Below are 20,269 nucleotides of genomic sequence, written 5' to 3'. Positions count from 1 at the left end.
CAGGTCCCTGAACAAAACACACTTTCACTAGTACTTTTCGACAACCACCCCGCCCCAAACCCAATCCCCACCTAAGCATCTACCCGTACCACCTTCAATTTCCGCCAAAAAGTCCCAGCGAATCCACCTTTTGTATAAGGGCACGCGCACGCCCTTAACCTACTATCACCGGCAGCCGAACACCCAGGCTATCCATCGCCAGATGGATCAATAACGTGGTCAATAGAATACGTATAAGGCCGGAGACAATGAAGACGACACGAAACGCGGTATGCACGCCATCGATCCGAAAGTCATTGATTGGCATTGCGATGTTTTTCGCTTTAGCTCAATTCGCCCACGCGGAGGTCTACAGCGCACCGAACGGTTCCGCTCCCCCTCAAACCGACGACAATCTGCCCAACGGCGCAGCCCCCACCGCCAAGCAGGTTCAGGCCGATAACGGCACACCGCCGCTGGTCTGGAACGACACCTACGTTGGCTATCGTTATGGCCGCGATTTCCACTATCCCGGCGTGCCCGACAAGGTCGCGCAAAACATCGGCTATCTGACCACGATCGGCGGCTTCCGTTACGGTAGCTATGCGTTCAACGTCGATTATCTGGTTTCGAATTCGGCCAACCCGGAAGCCGGCGGTCCTTCATCGGGCGGCGCGCAGGAAGTCTATAGCGTTGGCCGCGTCGAGCTGAGCGCGGGCAAGATTCTGGGTCGCTCGGTCGGCTACGGCTTCGTGCGCGATCTGGGCGCGACCGTGGGCTATGAGTTCGGCGTGAAGAACGACGCCTACGCACAACGCGCGCGTATGTTCGTGTTCGGCCCGACGGTGGAATTCGCCATTCCGCACGGTTTCTGGAACCTGACGATCGGCGGTCGCACGGAAAGCAATCACAACGGCATCGCCGGCGTGGATATCACCTTTCATACCGCCTGGCATATCGAAAGCTCGTGGATCGTGCCGTTCCGCGTGGCAAAGGTGCCGCTCGAGTTTCGCGGCTTCGCCAGCGTAACGGGTCCGAAAGGCAAGGACGGTTTCAATACCGAAACCACCACCGAATTTCTCACGCGTCTCTCTCTGCTGGCCGATGTGGGTTCGTTTATCGGTCATCCGCGCACGGCGTATTTGGGCGTGGGCTACGAGTACTGGCACAACATGTACGGTACGCCGTCGAGCGAAACGGTCAGCACCAAAACCTCCGCGCCGATGGTCATGGCAGAACTGCATTTCTGATCGCAGTTGTCGCGGTAAACGTGAAACGGGGCAGCCATCTGATTGGCCGCCCCGTTTTTGTTTCAACGCCTTGCTTGAAGCGTACTTTACGCTTCCAGTTGCTCCAGCACCTTGCCCTTGGTTTCAATCCCGAGGAAATGCACCGTAATGGCCGCAAGGAACGGCACCGCCGCGAGGATATAGAACGCCACGTCCAGATGTCCGCCGACCATCGTCTTCGAAACGATAGTCGGTGCGAAGATCGCCGCGACCTTGAGCCATGCGCCGCCCACGCCGCAACCGAATGCGCGGATGCTGGTCGGATACAGTTCAGGCGTGTACACGTACGCCGTGATAAAGCCGCTCGCCAGCAGACCCAGCGCCAGCGCACAGAACGTCGCCACCACATACACCGACATATCGTGGCACACGCCTGCCAGCGCCAGCGACACCGCACACAGCACGAACGACACGTTGATGATCGGCTTGCGGCCCACCTTGTCCACCAGCAGCGCGCAGGTCAGCGAACCCACCACGCCCAGCACCGAAGCGGCCACGGCCAGATTCAGCGCGAGTTGCAGCGGCGCGTGATAGACCGTGCGGTAAATCGTCGGCAGCCAGGTCGACAGACCGTACTGAATGAAGCCGCAGGTCATCCACAGCATCGCAACCGCAAGCGTGCGCTTCAGATAGGCCGGACCAAACAGATCCTTCATATTGCGGCGCGGGTGACGCTTGGTCAGCGCATCGAATTCCGCGGCATTCGTGACCGGCGGCAGCGGTCCTTTGGCCGTGCGTTCGAAGGCATGCACAGCGGCGTCGGCATCTGCCAGGCGTTCGCGTTCCGCGAGCCAGCGCGGCGATTCCGGCACCAGCTTGCGCAGCACGAAGAACAGCACCAGCGGCATGCCGCCGATGAAGTACATCACCTGCCATCCGAAGCGCGGCACCAGCCAGGCACCCAATGCATTGGACGCCAGCAGCCCGATCGGGAACACCACTTCATAGAGGAGAACGAAGCGTCCACGACCATGCGCGCGGCTGACCTCGTTGATATACGTTGCCGCAACCGGTAATTCGCCGCCCAGCCCGAAGCCCTGAATCACGCGCAGCGCCGCAAACACCGCAAAACTCGGCGCGAAACCGCAGGCAATACTCGTCACGCCGATAATGCCCGAGCTCCACGCAATGGCGCGCACGCGGCCATGACGTTCCGCGAGCCACGGAAACAGGAAAGCGCCGAACAACTGGCCCACCGATCCCGAAGCGATCAGAAAGCCGATTTCCCACGGCGTGAGATGCCACTTCTGGATCAGGATCGGCAGGGTCGCCGCAATGGCGATCACGTCGAAGCCGTCGAAGAACGTGGCAAGACCGATCAGAATGCGCGCGCGCACCTGCATGGCGTTGGTCGGCAGCCGTTCGAGGCGCGCGATGATCGAGCCGCGCGTCAGCGGCTCGCGCACGGGCGACTCGTCGAGCGCGGCGCTCGCGCCGCTCTGGCCGATGTTGGTATCGAGGATTCTCATGCCTGTGGTCCCGTCCCGTATGTCCGCATGTCCGCACAATGCGGAATGTCGCGTAAATGCGCGCTAAGCAAGCGCTTTGCTGGTATCGACGAGTGCCGCGAGATCGACTGCGCGGCCCTGGTTCATCCATTTGCGCGCGAGCTTCAGATCGCGCGCGGAATTAATGGCGATCACGCCACGAAGATGCCCGTTCTCCACGAAGAAGAGCGTCGCGCGCTTTTCTTCGAGACTGCCGCGCAATGCGGGCGTGGCGCCTGCCGGAATCTCACCGAGAATCTGCAGGTTCACGTCGTATTGATCGGACCAGAACCACGGAATCTCCGCGTACGGCGTCTTCACGCCGAGCACGGCCTTCGCAGCGGCAATCGCCTGGTTCTGCGCGTTCGCCCACGACTCCAGACGCACGCGGCGCTTGAGCCACGCGTTCGGATGATTCGCCACGTCGCCGCACGCAAAAATATCGGAATCCGAAGTTTGTCCGAATTCGTCGACCACGATGCCGTCCTGCACCTCGATGCCCGCTGCCTCGGCAATCGCCGTATGCGGCGCGAGACCGATGCCGGCGACCGCGAAATCCGCGTCGAGCGCGCTGCCGTCCGCGAAGGTCGCGCGCACGCCATCGCCGTGATCGTCGAGCGAAACGAGCTGCGCATTCAGGCGGATATCCACACCATTGGCGCGATGCAAGTCGAGCAGGAACTGCGAAACTTCATCCGGCAGCGAGCGCGCGCACAGACGCGGCGCGCCTTCGATCACCGTCGCTTCGACGCCGAGCTTGCGCGCCGTCGCCGCCACTTCGAGGCCGATCCAGCCGCCGCCCACCACCAGCACGCGCTGGCTGCGGCGCAGGCGTTCGCCCAGTGCCATCGCTTCGTCGAGCGTGCGCAGATAGGTCACGTGCGCGCTCTTCGCCACGCTTGCGGGCAGCTTGCGCGCCGCGCCGCCGGTGGCGATCACGAGGCGGTCGTACTTCAGTTCGCGGCCCGAGCGCGTGGTGACGATGCGATTCGCGCGATCGATCGCGGTTGCGCTATCGGGCTGCCAGGCTTCGACATTCAGCGCGGCGAATTCGTCGGGCTTCGCAATGCGCACGGTTTCGATATCGGCTTCGCCTGCGAGCACGGCCTTCGAAAGCGGCGGGCGCTCATAAGGCAGATGCGTTTCGTCGGCGATCATCACGAGGCGGCCGGCAAAGCCTTCCTGGCGCAGCGTCTTGACGACCCATCCTGCAGCCTGGCCGCCACCGATCACGACGACCGTACGCGGCGTATCGACTGCGTCGGCCGCATCGGCTTGAATCGATTCGCTCATGATTTACGCTCCGTCATGAACTTGCCCTTCGGCGCTTCGGCGTTTTTCTGGCGACGCGTATTGCCGTCCAGACCGCCATCGATAGCCCATTCCGCAAACACGGTCGGACCCGGTTCGAAGTCACGCGGCTGCCATTCGGGCGTGAGCATATCTTCGTCGGCGTAATACTCGATCAGACCGCCCGCCGGATTCTTGAAGTACCAGAAGTACGCCGACGAAACCGGGTGACGGCCCGGACCGAGCTGCGTGGTCCAGCCGCAACGGCTGATATGCAGGCCGCCGCCGAATACTTCGTGAATGTCGCGCACCGTGAACGCCACGTGATTCAGGCCCTTCTTGCCGTCGGGCAGCGCGAGCAGGAACAGATCGTGGTGGCCGCCGTGCGGCGCGCAGCGCATGAAGGCGCCGCGATTCGGGTAACGGTCCGAGGTCTCGAAGCCCAGCAGTTCGTGATAGAACGCTTCCTGTTCGGCGAGGCAGTTGGTGAAGAACACCACGTGGCCCACTTCCACCGGCTCGGCGCGATCGTAGATCGGCGAAGGCGTATCGACGCGCAGCGTCTGGCCCCACACGTTCGACGGCGAGCCCTGCACGTCCACGTCGCGCTTGCGCGTGACTTCGATGCGAATCGCCATGCCGGCCGGGTCGAAACAACCCACGCCGTTGTCGTCGCTGTAATAACCGGGCTGACCTTTGAGGCGCTCGCGCAGCGCGTCCACTTCTTCGCGCGTCGCCACGCCCCACGTCACTTCGCGCAGCGTCGGGCCGGCTTCGAAAGCGGCGGGCAGCGACGCATCGTTCGCATCGACGGCCAGCACCGTGCAGCCGTTGAGCGTTTCGAAGCGTGCGCGCGTTTCGTCGTGCGCGGTTTCCTTCAAACCCCAATCCGCGAAAAAGCGGCGGCAGGTTTCAAGGTCGGTCACGCCGTAAGTAATCTGTTCGATGCCGAGAATCGTCATATCTATTGCTCCGTGCGCGTGCGTTCAGGCGTTTGCCCAGGGCAGCGGCGCGTCGTTCAAGCCCCAGTAAAGGCTCTTTTGCTGCATGTATTCGCGAATGCCAAGCCGGCCTTTCTCGCGGCCCATCCCGCTTTCCTTCCAGCCGGAGAACGGCGTGGAGATCGAGAACAGCTTGTACGTATTGATCCAGACCGTGCCTGCGTCCAGTTTGCGCGCCACGCGCCAGGCGCGCTTGTAGTCGCGCGTCCAGATGCCGGCAGCGAGACCGAACACGCTGTCGTTGGCTTCTTCGATCAGCGCGGCTTCATCGTCGAAAGGCATCGCCACCAGCACCGGCCCGAAGATCTCTTCCTGGCAGATACGCGCGCTGTTCTTCAAACCTTCGAGAATGGTCGGCTGATAGAAGAAGCCGTCTTCACGCTTGTCGCCCACCGGACGCTCGCCGCCGCACAACAGGCGGCCGCCTTCCTCGAGACCGATCGCCACATAGCGCTCGACCGATTCGCGATGCTTCGCGGTGATGAGCGGACCCATCTGCGTGTTTTCGCTCGAAGGATCGCCCACGCGCAGTTTGCGCGCGCCTTCCACGAGGCGCTTCATGAACGCGTCGTAAATCGAGCGCTGCACGAAAAGGCGCGAACCGGCGATGCACGCTTCGCCCGACGAACTGAAAATGCCGTAGAGCACGCCGTTGACCGCGTGGTCGATATCGGCGTCTTCGAACACCATGGTCGGCGACTTGCCGCCCAGTTCGAGCGACACCGGCATGAGTTTGTCCGCTGCAATACGGGCGATGCCGCGACCGACTTCCGTGCCGCCCGTAAAGGACACTTTCTTCACGAGCGGATGACGCACCAGCACATCGCCGATCACCGAACCCTTGCCCGGCAGCACGCTCACGATGCCCTTGGGCACGCCCGCTTCTTCGCAGATGCGTGCGAGTGCAAGCGAAATCAGCGGCGTGACTTCAGCGGGTTTGAGCACGACGGCGTTGCCGGCTGCGAGTGCGGGCGCCAGCTTCTGCGCGTCCGATGCGATCGGCGAATTCCACGGCGTAATGGCCGCGATCACACCAATCGGTTCGTACACGCTCATCGTCAGATAGTCGCCGCGCGAAGGCGTGACTTCTTCATCCATCGTTTCGAGGCAGGCCGCGAAATAACGGAACGTATTGGCGGCGCTCGCCACCAGCACGCGCGTTTCCTTGATCGGCTTGCCGTTGTCGCGGCGCTGCAATTGCGCGAGCGCTTCGTGACGCTGCATGATGAGATCGGCGATGCGATACAGCACGAGCGCGCGCAGATGCGGCTTCATCGTGGCCCATTCGCCGTGCTTCCATGCCGCGTACGCTTTTTCCACCGCTTCGGCGGCGTCTTCGGCGCTCGCCGTCGAGACCTCCATGTTGAGCGACTGGTCAGCCGGATAAAGGCTCGCGAAAGGCGCGGCGCGGCCCTGGCGCCATTCGCCGCCGATCAAAATATCGCCGTTCGGGACGAGGCTCGTATCGAAGGGAGTCATATCAGAGGTCTCTCTGTTGCTAGTGCCAGCGATGCGGTGCTTCAGCACACGCATCGCATTTCATCACGACAAAAAACACCTGTTTTAAGCCGCTTTTAAAACATCGAACACGCGGAATCAGCGGATCAAGCGTCAGATCACGCAGCGCGCCGCCCGGTTACGCAGCGCACGAATCGCGCTATACGCGGTGAGCGCCGAGGTCTTCGGGTTATCGGGCAGCGGTTTGCCGCTCATTTCCAGCGACATTTCGCCGAACACGCCGCGCGCCACGATCCGGTGCACATTGCGCTCGACAGCCGGATCGGCAATCAGGCGCACCGTGGTCTGATCGAGGCCGAGGCCCGCGAGTGCAATCGTCGCCGCCACGTTCGCGTTCTTCGGAAACAGACGCGCCGCTTCGCGTGCGCTGCCTTCGAAAATCACCTGCTCTTTCGTGAGCGTGCGCAGATCGCAGACCTTTTCCGCGGGCGTATCCAGCCAGCCCAGCGGCGGCTTGCGGCCCGTGTACAGCACTTCGTCGAGCCCGCCGAGCTTCGCTGCCGACAGCGCGTCGATACCGCCGATCGCACCCGAAAGCAGCGTGAGCGTGGCGTCGCCTTCATCGGCGGCAAGCGACAGACGTTCGAGCAGATCGACGTCAGACAGCGCGCCGATCGATGCCACCGCGCAATCCGTGCCGCTTTGCAGCAGCGGGACGACGTGATCGACGAGCGCCGCGTGACCCGCGCATTCCAGCGCGAATTGCGGCTTCGACGACAGCAGGCTCACGGACGACACCACTTCCACCGAACCGTCGACCTGCTTGCGCACCTCGTCGGCGTGATGCTCGGGCACGATCACATGCGAGACGTGCACGAGCGGGTCGGCGGCGACCGCGCGATACACCGTCTGGCCGATCGCGCCGAAGCCGATCATGGCGATGTCGATGGGCGCGTGCTGCGCGAGGACCGCATTAGGCATGTTCCGGCTCCTCTTTACGCACCGGCGGGCCGGCGAACACGGCTTCGAAGCTGCCCACGGCCTTCATGTCGACTTCGAGCAGCACCGGGCCGTCGTAGGCGATGCCTTCGCTGATCACCGCATCGGCGTTGTCGAGCGAGGACAGGCGATAGTGCTTGAGGCCCAGGCTCGCGCAGAACTGCGAGAACTCCGGCTGGTGCAGATCGACGAACATGCGGCGGCCGCCGTACTGGGCGTCCTGAATGTTGCGGATCACGCCATAGCACTGGTCGTTCATCAGCACGATCATGACATTGGCCTTTTCCTGCACGGCCGTGGCGAGTTCGCCGACGTTGACCATCAGGCCGCCGTCGCCGACCAGACACACGGTCTTGGCCGCCGCATTCGCGAGAGCCGCGCCAATCGCCATCTGCATGCCCTGGCCGATACCGCCGCCCAGTGCGTGCACGCCCGCGCGCGGCGTGAAGATCTTCAGCAGGCGGTTGCCCCACGTGCTGTTCGAGATCGTGACGTCGCGCACCCAGTTGTAATCGCGGCCCACGCTGCGCTGCAGCGCTTCCACGAGGCGGCGATACGGGCCGAGACCCTTGGCCGTTTCTTCGACAGCCGTGTCGCGTGCAGCAGCCAGATCGGCGGCGAATTGCGGATCGACTTTAAGCTTGTTTTCAAGGCGCGTAGCGAGTGCGTCGAGCACGCGCGCTGCGTCGCCATGCACGAACAGCGCGTTGCGATAGCCGCGGTTATCGGCGAGCGCATCGGCGTCCACGCGGTACAGCGGCTGCGGCAGACCGAGCTTGTACTTGAGCGTTTCGTTGCCGCGCAGGCGCGAACCCACCACCAGCATCGCGTCGCAGGTCTTGTAGAAGCGCTCGACCGACGGGCTCACGTTGAATGCGCCCAGCGTGGCCGGATGATCTTCCGGCAGCACACCACGGCCCTGCACGCTCGTCACCACGCCAAAGCCCAGCGCGACCAGACGCTCGACCGCTGCACGCGCGTGACGCGTACCGCCGCCCAGCCACAGCAGCGGACGCTTCGCCTTCGCGAGTTCGTTCGCCAGTTGTTCGACGCGCGCTTCATCGTGCGTGAGCGTGGTCAGATGCGGTGCGCCCAGATCGGCGGGCCAGTCGGTCAGCGCGGCCTGAATGTCGATGGGGATTTCCACGCTGACGGGACCGCTCGGCGCGGTTTGCGCGACGCGCACGGCTTCGCGGATCGTCGACAAAGCGGTTTCGACCGAACGCACGCGGTACGCGGCCTTCGAAATCGACGAGAGCATGCTCAGCTGATCCGGCGCTTCGTGGATGTACGCGAGGTCCTGATCGAGATATTCGGTTTCGATCTGGCCGGTGATGTGCAGCAGCGCCGTGCCTGCCGTGAGGGCTTCGACCATGGCGCCCGCAGCGTTGCCCGCCGCCGTGCCCGTGCTCGTGAACGCCACGCCCAGGCCGCCCGAAACACGCGCGAGGCCGTCGGCCATGTTGAGCGCGCCGGCTTCGCCGCGCGCGCCCACATAGCGGATCTTGCCGCGCACGCCGATGGCGTCGAGAATCGGCATGTTGTGGATCGAAATCACGCCGAAAGCGGTTTGGACTCCACATTGTTCGAGGAAGGCGGCGATCAGTTCGCCGACGGTGGTTTGCTTAGACATGACGTGCTACGCCTCCAGATACATCGATATGACTGCCCGTCGTATAGGACGACAGGGACGTGGCCAGATAAAACAGTGCCTGGGCGGCCTCTTCGGGACGGCCGAAACGGCCCAGGGGAATATGCTTCTTGCGCGCAAGCTCGCCGGTCCATTCCTGCCAGCTTTGGCCGGCGGCCTGGGCGGCAGCGTCGTTCTCGTAGCGGCGGCGCCATTGGCCCGACTCCACGATGCCGATCAGGATCGAGTTCACGCGGATCTGCTCGGGCGAGAGTTCCACCGCGAGCGACTTGATGAGGCTGAGCACGCCGGCACGCGCCGACGAAGTCGCGACCATATGCGGTTCGGGCTGCAGTGCAAGCAGCGAATTCACGCAGACGATCGAGGCGTTCTGCCCTTGTTTTGCAGTGCTACGCAGCATCGGCAAAAAGGCGCGCGTCGGGCGGATGATGCTGAAATACTTGAGGTCGAGCTCTTCGCGCCAGGCTTCGTCGGTGGTATCGGCGAAGGTGGACACGCGACCCTGGCCGGCGTTGTTCACCAGCATGTCGGCGCGGCCGAAGCGTTGCTCCACGGCGCCCGCGAAAGCGGCGACGTCGTTCGCGTCGAGCACATCGCAGCGCGCGGCCAGCAACTGCGCCTGCGGATAACGTTCGCGCAGTTCGCGCTCGGCGCGCGCGAGGCGGTCGCTGTCGCGGCCGCAGATCGCGACGCTTGCGCCTGCCTGCAGAAAGAGTTCGGCGGTCGCGAGGCCGATGCCGGACGAACCGCCCGTCACCACCGCAACCTGGCCGGTCAAATCGAGTTGAATCATTTGATCCCCAATGCCTTCATGTACGACGTTTTCTTGCCAGCCGCGCTATTTGCAGCGTGCATGCCGGGCCGGTAATTCAGGCGCTTCGACAGTTCGTCCGCCGCGTGGCGCACCTTGTCGATCAGACCGCCGTCGAGCAGCGACGATTCGATGCCCGGTCGCGGAATCGTTGTGGTCACAACGGCTGCGATGCGGCCCGTGTCGTTGCGCACCGGCGCCGACACCACCGAAATGCCGCGCTCGAAAGACGATTCGCTCACGGCATAGCCGCGTTCGGCGTCTTCGCGAATACGCATATAGAGTTCTTCGACCGTTTCCGGCGTGGACGGCGTATAGCGGTCGAGTTGCGGTTCCGGGTACAGCGCGCGCAGATCGTCGAGCGTCAGATCGCCCATCAGCACCTGGCCGTGCGTGGTGGCGTGCGCCGGCAGACGCGTGCCCACGTTCACCTTCACCGAGCTGAAAATCGGTGCGTGGCTCTGCGCCTTCGCCACGAAGACGATGTCGCGGCCATCGCGAATCACGATATGCGAGGTCAGTCCCGTCGAGTCGCGCAGCGACTCGATCAGCGGCAGGCCCAGATCGGTCAATTCCAGCGAGCTGAGATATTCGAAGCCCAGACGCAGCACGGCCACGCCCAGACGGTAATTGCGGTCGCGGTCGGCGCGCTCCAGAAAGCCCAGCGATTCGAGCGTCTGCAACAGACGGAACACCGTGGTGCGCGGAATGCCCAGGCGGCGCGACAGTTCGGGCGCGTCGAGCACCGGCTCGCGCGGCGAGAATTCGGTCAGGATGCGCAGCCCCCGTTCCAGACCCGGCACGCGATAACTCGTTTCGCTGCGGTCTTCGTCGGCGTCGGGGGACGCGCTGGCGAGGTCGGCGGTCATTGCTGAATAGATCCCTGAGTTTGCTGTGTTTGCTGATTCTGCGAGTTCTGCGAGTTCTGCTGATAGGTACGGCAGAAAGTGTCGATCAGCGTGTTATAGGCATCGGGTTGTTCGATGTAGCCTGCATGGCCCGCACGCGCAATCGTCTCGAACGGTGCGCGCGCAACGTCTGCAAGACGCTCGCAACCGCCCGGCGGCGTGATCGTGTCTTCTGCGCCCACGGCCACCGCCATCGGCACGCGGCCCGCGCAGTGCGCGAGATCGGCGGCCAGGTCGGCGTTCGCAAGCAGATGCGTGGCCTGCGCGTAACCGTGCGGAATCACGCGCGCCATATTCCAGCGCACCCAGGCGCGTGCCGCGTCGCTGGCGTGCGGCGAAAGCATATTGGCGCTACGCTTTTGCGCGAGCCCTTGCGGGCCGAGTTCGGCGAGCATGGCCAGACGCGCGTCGCGCTTGTCGGCGCGAATCTGCGGATCGGCGGCGCCATAACCGCCTGCGGGCGAAATCAGCAGCAGACCGCTCACGCGCGGTGCGTGCACCGCAGCGAAGGCGCCCGCGATAATCGCGCCAAGCGAGTGCCCAACCAGCACACAGCGCTCGATCTCGAGCGCGTCGAGCCAGTCGCGCAGCACGCGTGCATAGTCGGCGGCGATGGGCGACGCGTTCGCCACCGGCGTGGAAGCGCCGTATCCGGGCGCATCCCAGGCCAGCACGCGGCGCGCGCCGCCCAGCACTTCGAATTGCTGCACCCAGGAAGCCGCGCCGGAACCAATGCCATGCAGCAGCACGAGCGGCAGCGCCTCATTGCCGCTCGCGGTATCCGCCGATGCTTCGCGATAGCTCACGCACGCCTCGCCCGCTCGCACGTCGCGCAGCGCAAAGCGCGCGAGACGCGTGTCGAGCGTGGCGGCTGATGAGGCGTGAAGGTCGATCGCTTCGTTCATGACTTGGGTTCGGGGTGACTTCGCTGGGTGGATTAATCAGCAATACTTACTTCTGCATCTCGCGCTTGATCTTCGCGAGCGGCGAATCCGGCGGATACGTCGGCGTGATCGGCTTCGGCGAACCGAGCATCACGCACATCAGCGCGTCTTCTTCGCCAACGTTGATTTCCGTGCGATAGACGCCCGGCGGCACCGAAATCAGATCGCGTTCGCCCAGCACGGCTTCCCACGTCTCGCCGTCTTTCTCGCAGATCACCTTCATCTTGCCGCGCAGCACGAAGAAGATTTCTTCCACGTCGATATGGATGTGGCTCGGGCCGATGTTGCCGGCCGGAATCACCATCGTCGAGAACGTGAAGCCGCCCGAAGGCACCGTGTTGCTGTCCTTCGCCACGCCCGTGCCGCCCGTGCCCACGTAGCGCATCTGCGCGCGGCGGTACTTCGGGTCGTAATCGGCCTGGAACTTCAGGGCGTCCCAGTCGTAGCGACGCGTTTCATAGCGCGCCACGCGGCTGTTCATCCAGTCGTCAAAGCTCGCCTCGGCGGGACGGTCCCACGACTTGCTTTCGATATCGGCATCGGCCATCGCTTTCTCCTTTCTAGCTTTCGAACGTTCGATTCGAACGAATCAATTCATCACAAAGCCGCCGTTTACCGGCAGCAACTGGCCGGTCACGAAACGCGCGGCATCGCCCAGCAGGAACAACACGGGGCCCGTCACATCGTCGGGCACCTGGGCGCGCTGCAAGGCGCGGCCTTCGAGGTAATACGCGTGGCGCGCGGCCGGCACATAGGCCGTCGCTTCCACTTCGGTCAGACCCGGCGCGATGGCGTTGACGGTGATGTTGTCAGCGCCGAATTCGCGGGCGAGCGAATGCGTCATCGCAATCACGGCGCCCTTGCTGGCCACATAGGCGAGCAGCTTGGGCGCGCCCCATAGTGCGGTGTCCGAAGCGATATTCACAATGGCGCCGCGACCCGACTCGCGCAGCCAGGGCTGCGCCGCCGTGCACATGAGCCACGTGCCGCGCACGTTCACGTCCATCACGGCGTCCCACGTGTCCACCGCGATCTCGCTGGCGAACTTGCCGCCCGAGTTCGTGATGGCCGCGTTGTTGATGAGCGCGTCCACGCCGCCCATGCGCTGTGCCGCCGCTTCGACAAAGGCGTTGATGCTGTCCGGCTGTGCCAGATCGAGCGGCAGGAATGCCGCGTCGTGGCCTTCCGAGGCAAGCGAGCGCGCCAGCGCTTCGCCCGCGTCGCGCAGCACATCGCCGAACACCACGCGCGCGCCGCTTTGTGCCAGCGCGCTCACGAACGCCGCGCCGAGACCGCGCGCACCGCCCGTGACGATCACGCGACGGCCTGCGAGTGCGCCCTGAGTCGCGTTATGCATGGCTATGCCCGGCTTGTTCGCCCGCAGCGGGCTGTTGCGCGCGGAACGCGTCGAGATCGGCCATATGCTGCTGTGCACGCTGGCGCAGCATACGGCGCACGCGCGTCATGCCCACATCATGCTGATAGAGGAATTCCTGATCGCGCGCATTCGGCGCCATGCTTTCCAGAACGTAGCGATCCTGTTCGAGCACGGCCCAGTGCAGACCTTCCAGGCGATTGCGATACAGGAAGCGCCATGCGTCGCGCTGCCAGCCCTGCACCTTGCGCGTGCGCCAGAAGTAAACCTGGCAGTTGTCTTCGTCGACCGGAACCGCGAAGCCGATGATGCCGAAGTTGCCGCCCGGGCCGAACTTCTTCTTGTACGGAATTTCCAGACGCATCCAGAGCGTGCCGGTTTCGCCCAGTTCCACCCAGTCGAAATTCACGTCGCGCTGACCGACCTTCTCGAACATGAGGCCGGTGTCAGTTTTACGCACGCGCATATCGGCCTGCTTGTCGCCTTCCGCCATGGAGTGCGAAGTCGCGTGCAGATACGCGCCGTGCATCGGGTCCATGACGTTGTCGATGGCGTACTGGTAATTGCACTTCCAGTGCGACATGCACAGGAAGCTGGCGTATTCCTCGCCGACCAGTTCCTCGGGCAGTTGCAGCGGCGCGGGTTCCTTGTGCGCTTCGTCGCCGAACCACAGGAAGATCGCGCCGGCATGTTCCTGCGCCGGATACGACTTCACGCACTTCTGGCCTTCGAGCGGGCACGCCGAAACGGCCGGCACGCTTTGCACGGTGCCGCTGCCATCGACTTCGATGCCGTGATACCAGCAGGCCACGCGATTGCCCAGGTTCCAGCCCAGCGACAGACGCGCACCGCGGTGCGGGCAGCGGTCTTCGAGTGCGTTGACCTGGCCGTTCTTGTCGCGCCACAGCACGATCTGTTCGCCCAGACGCGTGATGCCGATGGGCGCGTCGCCCACCTGCCAGCTCGGTGCAACGGGATACCAGTAGTTCTTGATGCCGCGATCCAGGTAAGCGCGAATCGGATCGGCGCCGACTGCAGCGGCTTCGGATGTGGGGGAGGTCATGTGGGGGTCTCCGTGTTCGGGGTGTCCGTGCGCCGCTTAGTCAGCGAGCAGACGGAATTCGGCGGCGAGGCGCTCGGCGTTCCAGGGCGAGCCTTCCGGCGTGCGGAAACCGATACGGTTCAGGCCAGCGACCACGTCGTCGAGTTCGACGGCGCCCGCTTCGAACACTTGTTCCAGTGCATCGCCGAAGTCGTTTTCGTATTGCGTCGGCTCGGCCTTGCGGTTCTGCCAGACCATGTTTTCCTGCTGGCCCGGCTGCTCGATCACGCCCTTGCCAGCGACGTTGTTCGGCTGCGGCGCGAGCCACGGCTTGAGCATCGGATTGAAGTTCACAGGGGTTTCTCGCATGTCATTCCACCTTGATCTGGATTTCTTCGCCGGCGAGGCGCACGGCGTATTGCTTCAGCGCACGGCCACCGGGACCCTTGATGCACTGGCCGGTCTTGATATCGAACACCGCTTCATGCAGCGGACACTCGACCGTGCCTTCGTCGACGAAACCTTGCGTCAGCAGCGCATACGCGTGCGGGCACACGTTTTCCAGCGCATAAACCTCGTCGCCCACCTTGTAGATGCCGATCTCCGTGCCATCGAGCTTGAACTCGATCGGACCGTCTTCGGACAGATCGCCGGCATGCCCGGCGCAGCGCCATTCTTCAGCCATTTCTCACCTTTCCCGATCAACCGTGTTCCACATACGGAACATTAGTTTATGTATGGTCATTATAGGAGTCGTTTCGCATGGACAAAATAAAAATCCGACGCCCCTGGGGAAAACACCGAGCCAATCCTGGAAAGGGTGCGAGCGGAGTTGCAGCGAGTCTCGCCGTCGCGCTCAAAACCCCTTTGGCAAAGCATGTTGCGCGCGTAATCGCAGCCTTCGGGCAATGACGCACCTGGGGCAACTACCGTCCCAGAAAAGTATTTTGGCGTCCCGCGGGAATCACTATACTTTCCATAGGCAGCACATCTATCCATATATGGAACAAATAGATGCGCTGCGCATTGCGAAGCGAGCCGCCACCCAGAAGCGCGCCGCGCCGTTGGTAGTGCCGAGGGGTTAGCTGAGCCGGATTTGCGTGTCCGGCCTTTCGTCATACGATCAGGAGTCCAAAGTTGAAACACTTCATTGCCGCGGGATTGACGGGGATCTGCGCCGTCTCGTCTGCATGGGCGCAAAGCAGCGTCACGCTATACGGCAGCCTGGATGCAGGCGTGGCCTACGTCAGCAACGTGGGTGGCCATTCGAAGTGGATGGAAGAACAGGGCAATATGCAGCCCGACCGCTGGGGCCTGCGCGGCCGTGAGGACCTGGGCGGCGGCCTGAAGGCGATCTTCCAGCTGGAAAACGGCTTCTACACCAACACCGGCGCGATGGCGAAATCCAATACGCTGTTCAATCGCCAGGCGTATGTGGGTTTGAGTTCCGATCAGTTCGGCACGCTCACGTTCGGCCATCAGACGCCGTTCGCGTTCGACGTGCTCGATCCGTTCAGCACCGCCTATCTCGCGGCGAGCTGGTACGCGTTCCATCCGGGCAATATCGACCAGCTGGCCGATACCGGCGTCGTGCCTTACGACAACTCGGTGAAGTATCGTTCTCCTGAGTTTTATGGCTTCACCGCCGGCGCGATGCTCGGCCTCGGCAATACGACGAACTTCTCGAGCGGCCGCACGATGGGCTTTTCGCTCAGCTATGCGAACGGCCCGTTCAAGGCCGGCGCGACGTGGTCGAACGAGCACGATCGCACCGTGTCGATGTCCACCACCGGCCTCACGACCTTCCAGGGTCAGGCCGCCGCGAGCTACGTGGCGAGCAAGGTGGAGAACATGGGGATCGGCGCGTCGTATTCGTTCGGCAAGGTGCTGGTGCACGGTCTGTACACGCGCACCAAGCTGCAGTCGAACGGCTATTCGGACACGTTCCAGAGCTACGACGCAGGCCTGAACTACCAGATGACGACGGCCAACAGCATCGTCGGTGGCGCCGCCACCTCGACGCTTTCGGGCCGCCGCTGGACCCAGCTGATGGTGGGCGATGTGTACGCGCTCTCGAAGAGCACGCAGGTCTATGTGAACGCGCTCTACGAGCACGCCAATTCGAACGCCAACGCGGCGTTCTTCACGGCGGGCGTGTCGAGCGGCCGCAATCAGACCATCGTGCTGACCGGCATCCACCACTCGTTCTGATACGGCGGATAACCAACCGCCGGTCAGCCGCCGTGCAGGCTGCGCTTCGGCGTGGCTTGCATGGCCTGCGCCGCTGTCGGGTCGCCGGGCAGCGGCCGGTAATTCAGGCACGCGGAAAGCTCCATCGCCGCTGCGCACACAGCGGAAACGAGCGGCCCGCGTTCGACATCGCCGATATCCGAGCGCGGCACCGTCGCCGTGAGCGCGGCCACGATGCGGGTGGACTGATCGCGCACCGGCGCGCTCACCACCGAAATCCCCGTTTCGAACGACGCTTCGCTGAGCGCATAGCCCTGCTCCGCGAACTCGCGCACGCGCGAGTAGAGATCGGCCACCGTGGCGGGCGTGCGTTCGGTAAAGCGTTCGAGTTGCTTCTCGGGATACAGCGCACGCAGTTCGACAAGCGTGAGATCGCCCATCAGCACCTGGCCGTGCACGGTCGCGTGCGCAGGCAGGCGCGTGCCCACATGGACCTTCACAGAGCTGAACATCGGTTCGCGCGTCTGCGCCTTGGCAACGAACACGACGTCGCGCTGATCGCGGATCAGCAGATGCGTGCTCAGGCCGGTGGCGTCGCGCAGACGCTCCAGCACCGGCGTGCCGAAGTCGGTCAGTTCGAGCGAACTCAGGTATTCGAAGCCCAGACGCAGCACCGCCACGCTCAGCCGATACTCCCGGTCGCCTTTGGCGCGCTCGATAAAGCCGAGCGCTTCGAGCGTCTGCAGCAAACGAAATGTGGTGGTGCGCGGAATGCCGATGCGCCGCGACAGTTCGGGTGCGCCCAGCACCGGCTCGCGCGCTGAAAATTCCGCCAGAATGCGCAGCCCGCGCTCGAGCCCGGGGACGAGATAGGTGGAAGCGCCGCCGCCCTCGTCGTCGGTTTCGGTTTCCGTCTGGGCGGCTTGCGTCTCCTCGGCAGGCAGCGCTTCGCGCTTGCCCGGCGCCGCGCTACGGCGCGCGCCAGTCGTATTCTTTGTGGCCATTGGCGGCTGGAACCTGCTTGAATCTGTTGGACCGTTCGGTGATGGGGGCAATGATAACGCGAAGCGCCGCCCCCACCCTACGAGACAGAATTCCAGCCCGGCCGCCCCGGCCGCTTACGCCACCGGAATCGGGTTATCGACGACATGCTGGTTGAACTGCTCCACGAACGCATGTTCGTTCGGGCCGGCGTTGTCGCGCATCGGCTTCGCCGCTTCGACCAGCACTTCCGTCGTAGCGGTTGCCAGCCGCTCCAGGGTCTCGGCGATAAAGGCGTCGAGCGGCATCGCGCGCGGGTCGCCGCTCTTGACGATCAGATCGGTATCCACCCAGGGCGGCGCGATTTCCAGTACGCGCACGCGGGTATTGCGCAGCACGAAGCGTTGCGAAAGCGTGTACGAGTGGATCGCCGCCTTGGTCGCCGAATAGAGCGCCGTGCCCGCAAGCGGCACATAGGCCAGCACCGAACTATTGTTGATGATCCACGACTCGGGCTGGCGCTTCAGATGCTCGACAAAGGCCGCGCTCACGCGCACCGGGCCGAGCAGATTCGTCTCGATGAGACGCACGGCCTGTGCGTCGTCCAGCGCGCCGCCTGCATCGTCGAAAGGCATGATGCCTGCGTTATTGATCACCACATTCAGCGCCGGATAACGCGCGATCAGTTGCTGCGCGACTTGCTGAATCTGCGCGGCGTTGCCGATATCCAGTTCGACGGTATCGATAGACGGGTTCTGCGCGGCGATTTCATCGAGCAGCGCCTTGCGCCGGCCCGCAACGATGACCTTGTTGCCGCGCGCGCTGAGCGCTTCGGCCAATGCACGTCCGATTCCCGAAGTACCGCCGGTAATGAAAACCGTGTTTCCAGTGAGTTTCATGATTCGATATCCTTATCAAATGAAATGAATGACTGCTGTGAAATACCTTGTTTCCTGAATCACGCCGCCGTATAGCGGCGCGCAGCCGTATTGCTCGACAAATGCGGCGCCATCGTGCGCCGCGCGGCCTCGTAGGCGTCCCACTCTTCGCCTGCGTGAAGCGAGGGAATCGTCACGAGTTCGCCGCGCTCGAAGCCCTTGAGCGCAGCGTCCACCAACGCCTGCGCAGACATGACGATCTCCGGCGGCAGATGTTCGATAGGGAGGCCGGCGGTCTGCCAGAAGTCCGTGGCCGTGGCGCCCGGCAGCACCGCCTGCACCTGCACGCCCTTGCCAGCCAGTTCGTGATGCAGCGACTGGCTGAATGCCAGCACGAACGCCTTGCTGCCGCCGTAGACGCCGTTGAGCGTCTCCGGCGAAATCGCCACGATCGACGAAATATTGATGACCGCGCCCTTGCCGCGCGCCACGAACCCCGGCACCGCCGCGTAAGTCAGCCGCGTGAGCGCGCTCACATTGAGGTCGATCAGGCGCGTCATCGCATCGACATCGCTTTCCAGCAGCGGTGTGTGCGTGCCCACGCCCGCGTTGTTCACCAGCAGCGTGATGCTGGCGTCGGCTTTGAGTTTGGCTTCGATAGTCGCGAGATCGGTGCGCTTGTTCAGATCGGCGTCGATGATCTCGACGCTGCGACGCGTTTGCGTAGTGATGCGCTCGGCCAGCGCGATCAGGCGCTCGCGGTTGCGGGCGACCAGAATCAGGTCGTAGCCGCGCGCCGCAAGGCGTTCGGCATAAACCGCACCGATGCCCGACGATGCGCCCGTAATAAGCGCGGTTCCTGCATAAGCCTGCGTCATGATGTGACTCCGTTCATGGGTTTTCGTGGTGATGCCGTGAGTGCATTCTGGCGATTTCACGCTGCGACGGAAATGACGTATTTAGGTATGATTTCGGACATCGATGACCGGAGAACGGACATGCACCGAATCGGCTTTCTTCTGACCGAAGGCTTTCAGATGATGACGCTCGCCCCGCAGTCGGTGTTCGAGCACGCGAACATGACCGCTGGCGAGACCTTCTACACGCTCGACACCTGGTCGATCGAGGGCGGCGCGGTGCGCTCGTCGCTGAATATTCCGGTGGGCACGCGCGCGCTGCGGGGCCGTATCGAAGTCGATACGTGGATCGTCGCGGGCGTCAACGACCCGCTGATCGAGCCGCCGCCCGCAAAAGTCCTCGCATTTCTGCGCAAGACGGCGCCGCGCGCGCGGCGCATCGCGGGCATCTGCACGGGCGGCTTCGTGCTGGCCGAAGCGGGCCTGCTCGCGCAGCGGCGCGCCACCACGCATTGGGCGTACGGCCGCGAAATGCAACGGCGCTTTCCGGACATTCGCGTGGAAGAAGATCGCATCTATATCGTCGACGGGCCGATCTGGACCTCGGCGGGCATGACGGCGGGGCTCGATCTCGCGCTGGCGATGGTCGAAAAAGACCTGGGCACCGACATCGCGCGCTCCGTGGCGCACAAACTGGTGATGCATCAGCGCCGCGCGGGCGGCCAGTCGCAGCATTCGGAAATGCTCGATCTCGCCCCCAAGTCGGACCGCATCCAGAACGCGCTCAACTACGCGCGGCAAAATCTCCACGGCGCGCTCACGGTGGAAGAACTGGCTGAGCGCGTGCATTTGAGTCCGCGTCAGTTCAGCCGTGTTTTTACGCTCGAAACCGGGCAATCGCCGGCCAAGGCAATCGAAGGTCTGCGGCTGGAAGCGGCGCGTCTGATGATCGAGCAGAGCCGCCATCCGCTCGATGTGATCGCGAAAGAAACCGGCTTTCGCGACCGCCGTCATATGCGCGAAGCCTTTATGCGCGGCTTCGGCGTGCCGCCGCAAGCGGTGCGGCGCGAAGCGCGCACGCCCTGAGCGCATCGCGCCCCACCCGCCTGCACTACAATCGCAGCACTCG

At 63.6% G+C, this 20,269-nt stretch carries 20 protein-coding genes; 3 read left to right on the top strand and 17 right to left on the bottom strand.

Annotation, left to right across the window (positions count from 1 at the left end):
* Positions 1–311: 311 nt before the first annotated feature.
* On the top strand, positions 312–1,229 hold the full coding sequence (locus G3N59_RS21200; RefSeq protein ID WP_205984587.1) for a hypothetical protein: 918 nt from the start codon (positions 312–314) through the stop codon (positions 1,227–1,229).
* Between the two features lie 86 nt (positions 1,230–1,315).
* On the opposite strand, the gene G3N59_RS21195 is transcribed toward G3N59_RS21200, so the two are convergent.
* The 14 genes from G3N59_RS21195 to G3N59_RS21130 all read right to left on the bottom strand — a co-directional run bounded on the left by G3N59_RS21195 (position 1,316) and on the right by G3N59_RS21130 (position 14,919).
* On the bottom strand, positions 1,316–2,737 hold the full coding sequence (locus G3N59_RS21195) for an MFS transporter (RefSeq protein ID WP_205984586.1): 1,422 nt from the start codon (positions 2,735–2,737) through the stop codon (positions 1,316–1,318).
* Positions 2,738–2,800: 63 nt separating this feature from the next.
* A complete protein-coding gene (locus G3N59_RS21190) occupies positions 2,801–4,048 on the bottom strand; it encodes an FAD-dependent oxidoreductase (RefSeq protein ID WP_205984585.1) in 1,248 nt (415 codons plus the stop codon).
* Positions 4,045–5,007: a VOC family protein gene (locus G3N59_RS21185; RefSeq protein ID WP_205984584.1), complete on the bottom strand. Its 963-nt coding sequence runs from the start codon at positions 5,005–5,007 to the stop codon at positions 4,045–4,047. Before G3N59_RS21185 ends, G3N59_RS21190 begins: the two co-directional genes overlap by 4 nt.
* Positions 5,008–5,031: 24 nt before the next feature.
* Positions 5,032–6,525, bottom strand: a complete 1,494-nt coding sequence (locus G3N59_RS21180) for an aldehyde dehydrogenase (RefSeq protein ID WP_205984583.1) — start codon at positions 6,523–6,525, stop codon at positions 5,032–5,034.
* A 132-nt stretch (positions 6,526–6,657) separates the two neighbouring features.
* Positions 6,658–7,485, bottom strand: coding sequence for an aspartate dehydrogenase (locus G3N59_RS21175; protein ID WP_205984582.1), 828 nt, complete (start codon positions 7,483–7,485; stop codon positions 6,658–6,660).
* Positions 7,478–9,136 carry a thiamine pyrophosphate-binding protein gene (locus tag G3N59_RS21170; protein WP_205984581.1) on the bottom strand — a complete coding sequence of 553 codons (1,659 nt, stop codon included), beginning with the start codon at positions 9,134–9,136 and terminating at the stop codon, positions 7,478–7,480. The genes G3N59_RS21175 and G3N59_RS21170 overlap by 8 nt, the downstream gene beginning before the upstream one ends.
* Positions 9,129–9,947, bottom strand: a complete 819-nt coding sequence (locus tag G3N59_RS21165) for an SDR family oxidoreductase (RefSeq protein ID WP_205984580.1) — start codon at positions 9,945–9,947, stop codon at positions 9,129–9,131. The genes G3N59_RS21170 and G3N59_RS21165 overlap by 8 nt, the downstream gene beginning before the upstream one ends.
* On the bottom strand, positions 9,944–10,834 hold the full coding sequence (locus tag G3N59_RS21160; protein ID WP_205984579.1) for an IclR family transcriptional regulator: 891 nt from the start codon (positions 10,832–10,834) through the stop codon (positions 9,944–9,946). Before G3N59_RS21160 ends, G3N59_RS21165 begins: the two co-directional genes overlap by 4 nt.
* Positions 10,831–11,778 (bottom strand): alpha/beta hydrolase, encoded by a 948-nt coding sequence (locus G3N59_RS21155; protein WP_205984578.1) that lies wholly within the window; start codon positions 11,776–11,778, stop codon positions 10,831–10,833. The genes G3N59_RS21160 and G3N59_RS21155 overlap by 4 nt, the downstream gene beginning before the upstream one ends.
* 46 nt (positions 11,779–11,824) lie before the next feature.
* Entirely contained in the window at positions 11,825–12,364 is a 540-nt protein-coding gene (locus tag G3N59_RS21150) for a cupin domain-containing protein (protein WP_205984577.1), read from the bottom strand.
* A gap of 42 nt (positions 12,365–12,406) precedes the next feature.
* Positions 12,407–13,174: an SDR family oxidoreductase gene (locus tag G3N59_RS21145; protein ID WP_205984576.1), complete on the bottom strand. Its 768-nt coding sequence runs from the start codon at positions 13,172–13,174 to the stop codon at positions 12,407–12,409.
* Positions 13,167–14,255, bottom strand: a complete 1,089-nt coding sequence (locus G3N59_RS21140) for an aromatic ring-hydroxylating dioxygenase subunit alpha (RefSeq protein ID WP_205984575.1) — start codon at positions 14,253–14,255, stop codon at positions 13,167–13,169. The genes G3N59_RS21145 and G3N59_RS21140 overlap by 8 nt, the downstream gene beginning before the upstream one ends.
* A gap of 36 nt (positions 14,256–14,291) precedes the next feature.
* A complete protein-coding gene (locus tag G3N59_RS21135; RefSeq protein ID WP_205984574.1) occupies positions 14,292–14,603 on the bottom strand; it encodes a recombinase-like helix-turn-helix domain-containing protein in 312 nt (103 codons plus the stop codon).
* A gap of 1 nt (position 14,604) precedes the next feature.
* Positions 14,605–14,919 carry a non-heme iron oxygenase ferredoxin subunit gene (locus tag G3N59_RS21130; protein WP_205984573.1) on the bottom strand — a complete coding sequence of 105 codons (315 nt, stop codon included), beginning with the start codon at positions 14,917–14,919 and terminating at the stop codon, positions 14,605–14,607.
* A 452-nt stretch (positions 14,920–15,371) separates the two neighbouring features.
* Here G3N59_RS21130 and G3N59_RS21125 point away from each other — a divergent pair, with 452 nt between their 5' ends.
* The gene (locus G3N59_RS21125; RefSeq protein WP_205984572.1) at positions 15,372–16,445 is read left to right on the top strand and encodes a porin; all 1,074 of its coding nucleotides are present in this window, start codon (positions 15,372–15,374) and stop codon (positions 16,443–16,445) included.
* 23 nt (positions 16,446–16,468) lie between these two features.
* On the opposite strand, the gene G3N59_RS21120 is transcribed toward G3N59_RS21125, so the two are convergent.
* The 3 genes from G3N59_RS21120 to G3N59_RS21110 form a co-directional block, all read right to left on the bottom strand.
* Positions 16,469–17,428, bottom strand: coding sequence for an IclR family transcriptional regulator (locus G3N59_RS21120; RefSeq protein ID WP_205984571.1), 960 nt, complete (start codon positions 17,426–17,428; stop codon positions 16,469–16,471).
* Between the two features lie 114 nt (positions 17,429–17,542).
* Positions 17,543–18,304, bottom strand: a complete 762-nt coding sequence (locus tag G3N59_RS21115; protein ID WP_205984570.1) for an SDR family NAD(P)-dependent oxidoreductase — start codon at positions 18,302–18,304, stop codon at positions 17,543–17,545.
* 59 nt (positions 18,305–18,363) lie between these two features.
* Positions 18,364–19,161, bottom strand: a complete 798-nt coding sequence (locus tag G3N59_RS21110) for an SDR family oxidoreductase (protein WP_205984569.1) — start codon at positions 19,159–19,161, stop codon at positions 18,364–18,366.
* Between the two features lie 120 nt (positions 19,162–19,281).
* Here G3N59_RS21110 and G3N59_RS21105 point away from each other — a divergent pair, with 120 nt between their 5' ends.
* The gene (locus G3N59_RS21105) at positions 19,282–20,226 is read left to right on the top strand and encodes a GlxA family transcriptional regulator (RefSeq protein WP_205984568.1); all 945 of its coding nucleotides are present in this window, start codon (positions 19,282–19,284) and stop codon (positions 20,224–20,226) included.
* The last annotated feature ends 43 nt before the right edge of the window (positions 20,227–20,269 follow it).

Origin of the sequence: Paraburkholderia sp. Ac-20340, from assembly GCF_017104965.1 — a bacterium.
Lineage (GTDB): Bacteria > Pseudomonadota > Gammaproteobacteria > Burkholderiales > Burkholderiaceae > Paraburkholderia.
The sequence above is the reverse complement of the archived record's forward strand: the minus strand, read 5'-3'. Positions and strand labels throughout refer to the sequence as shown.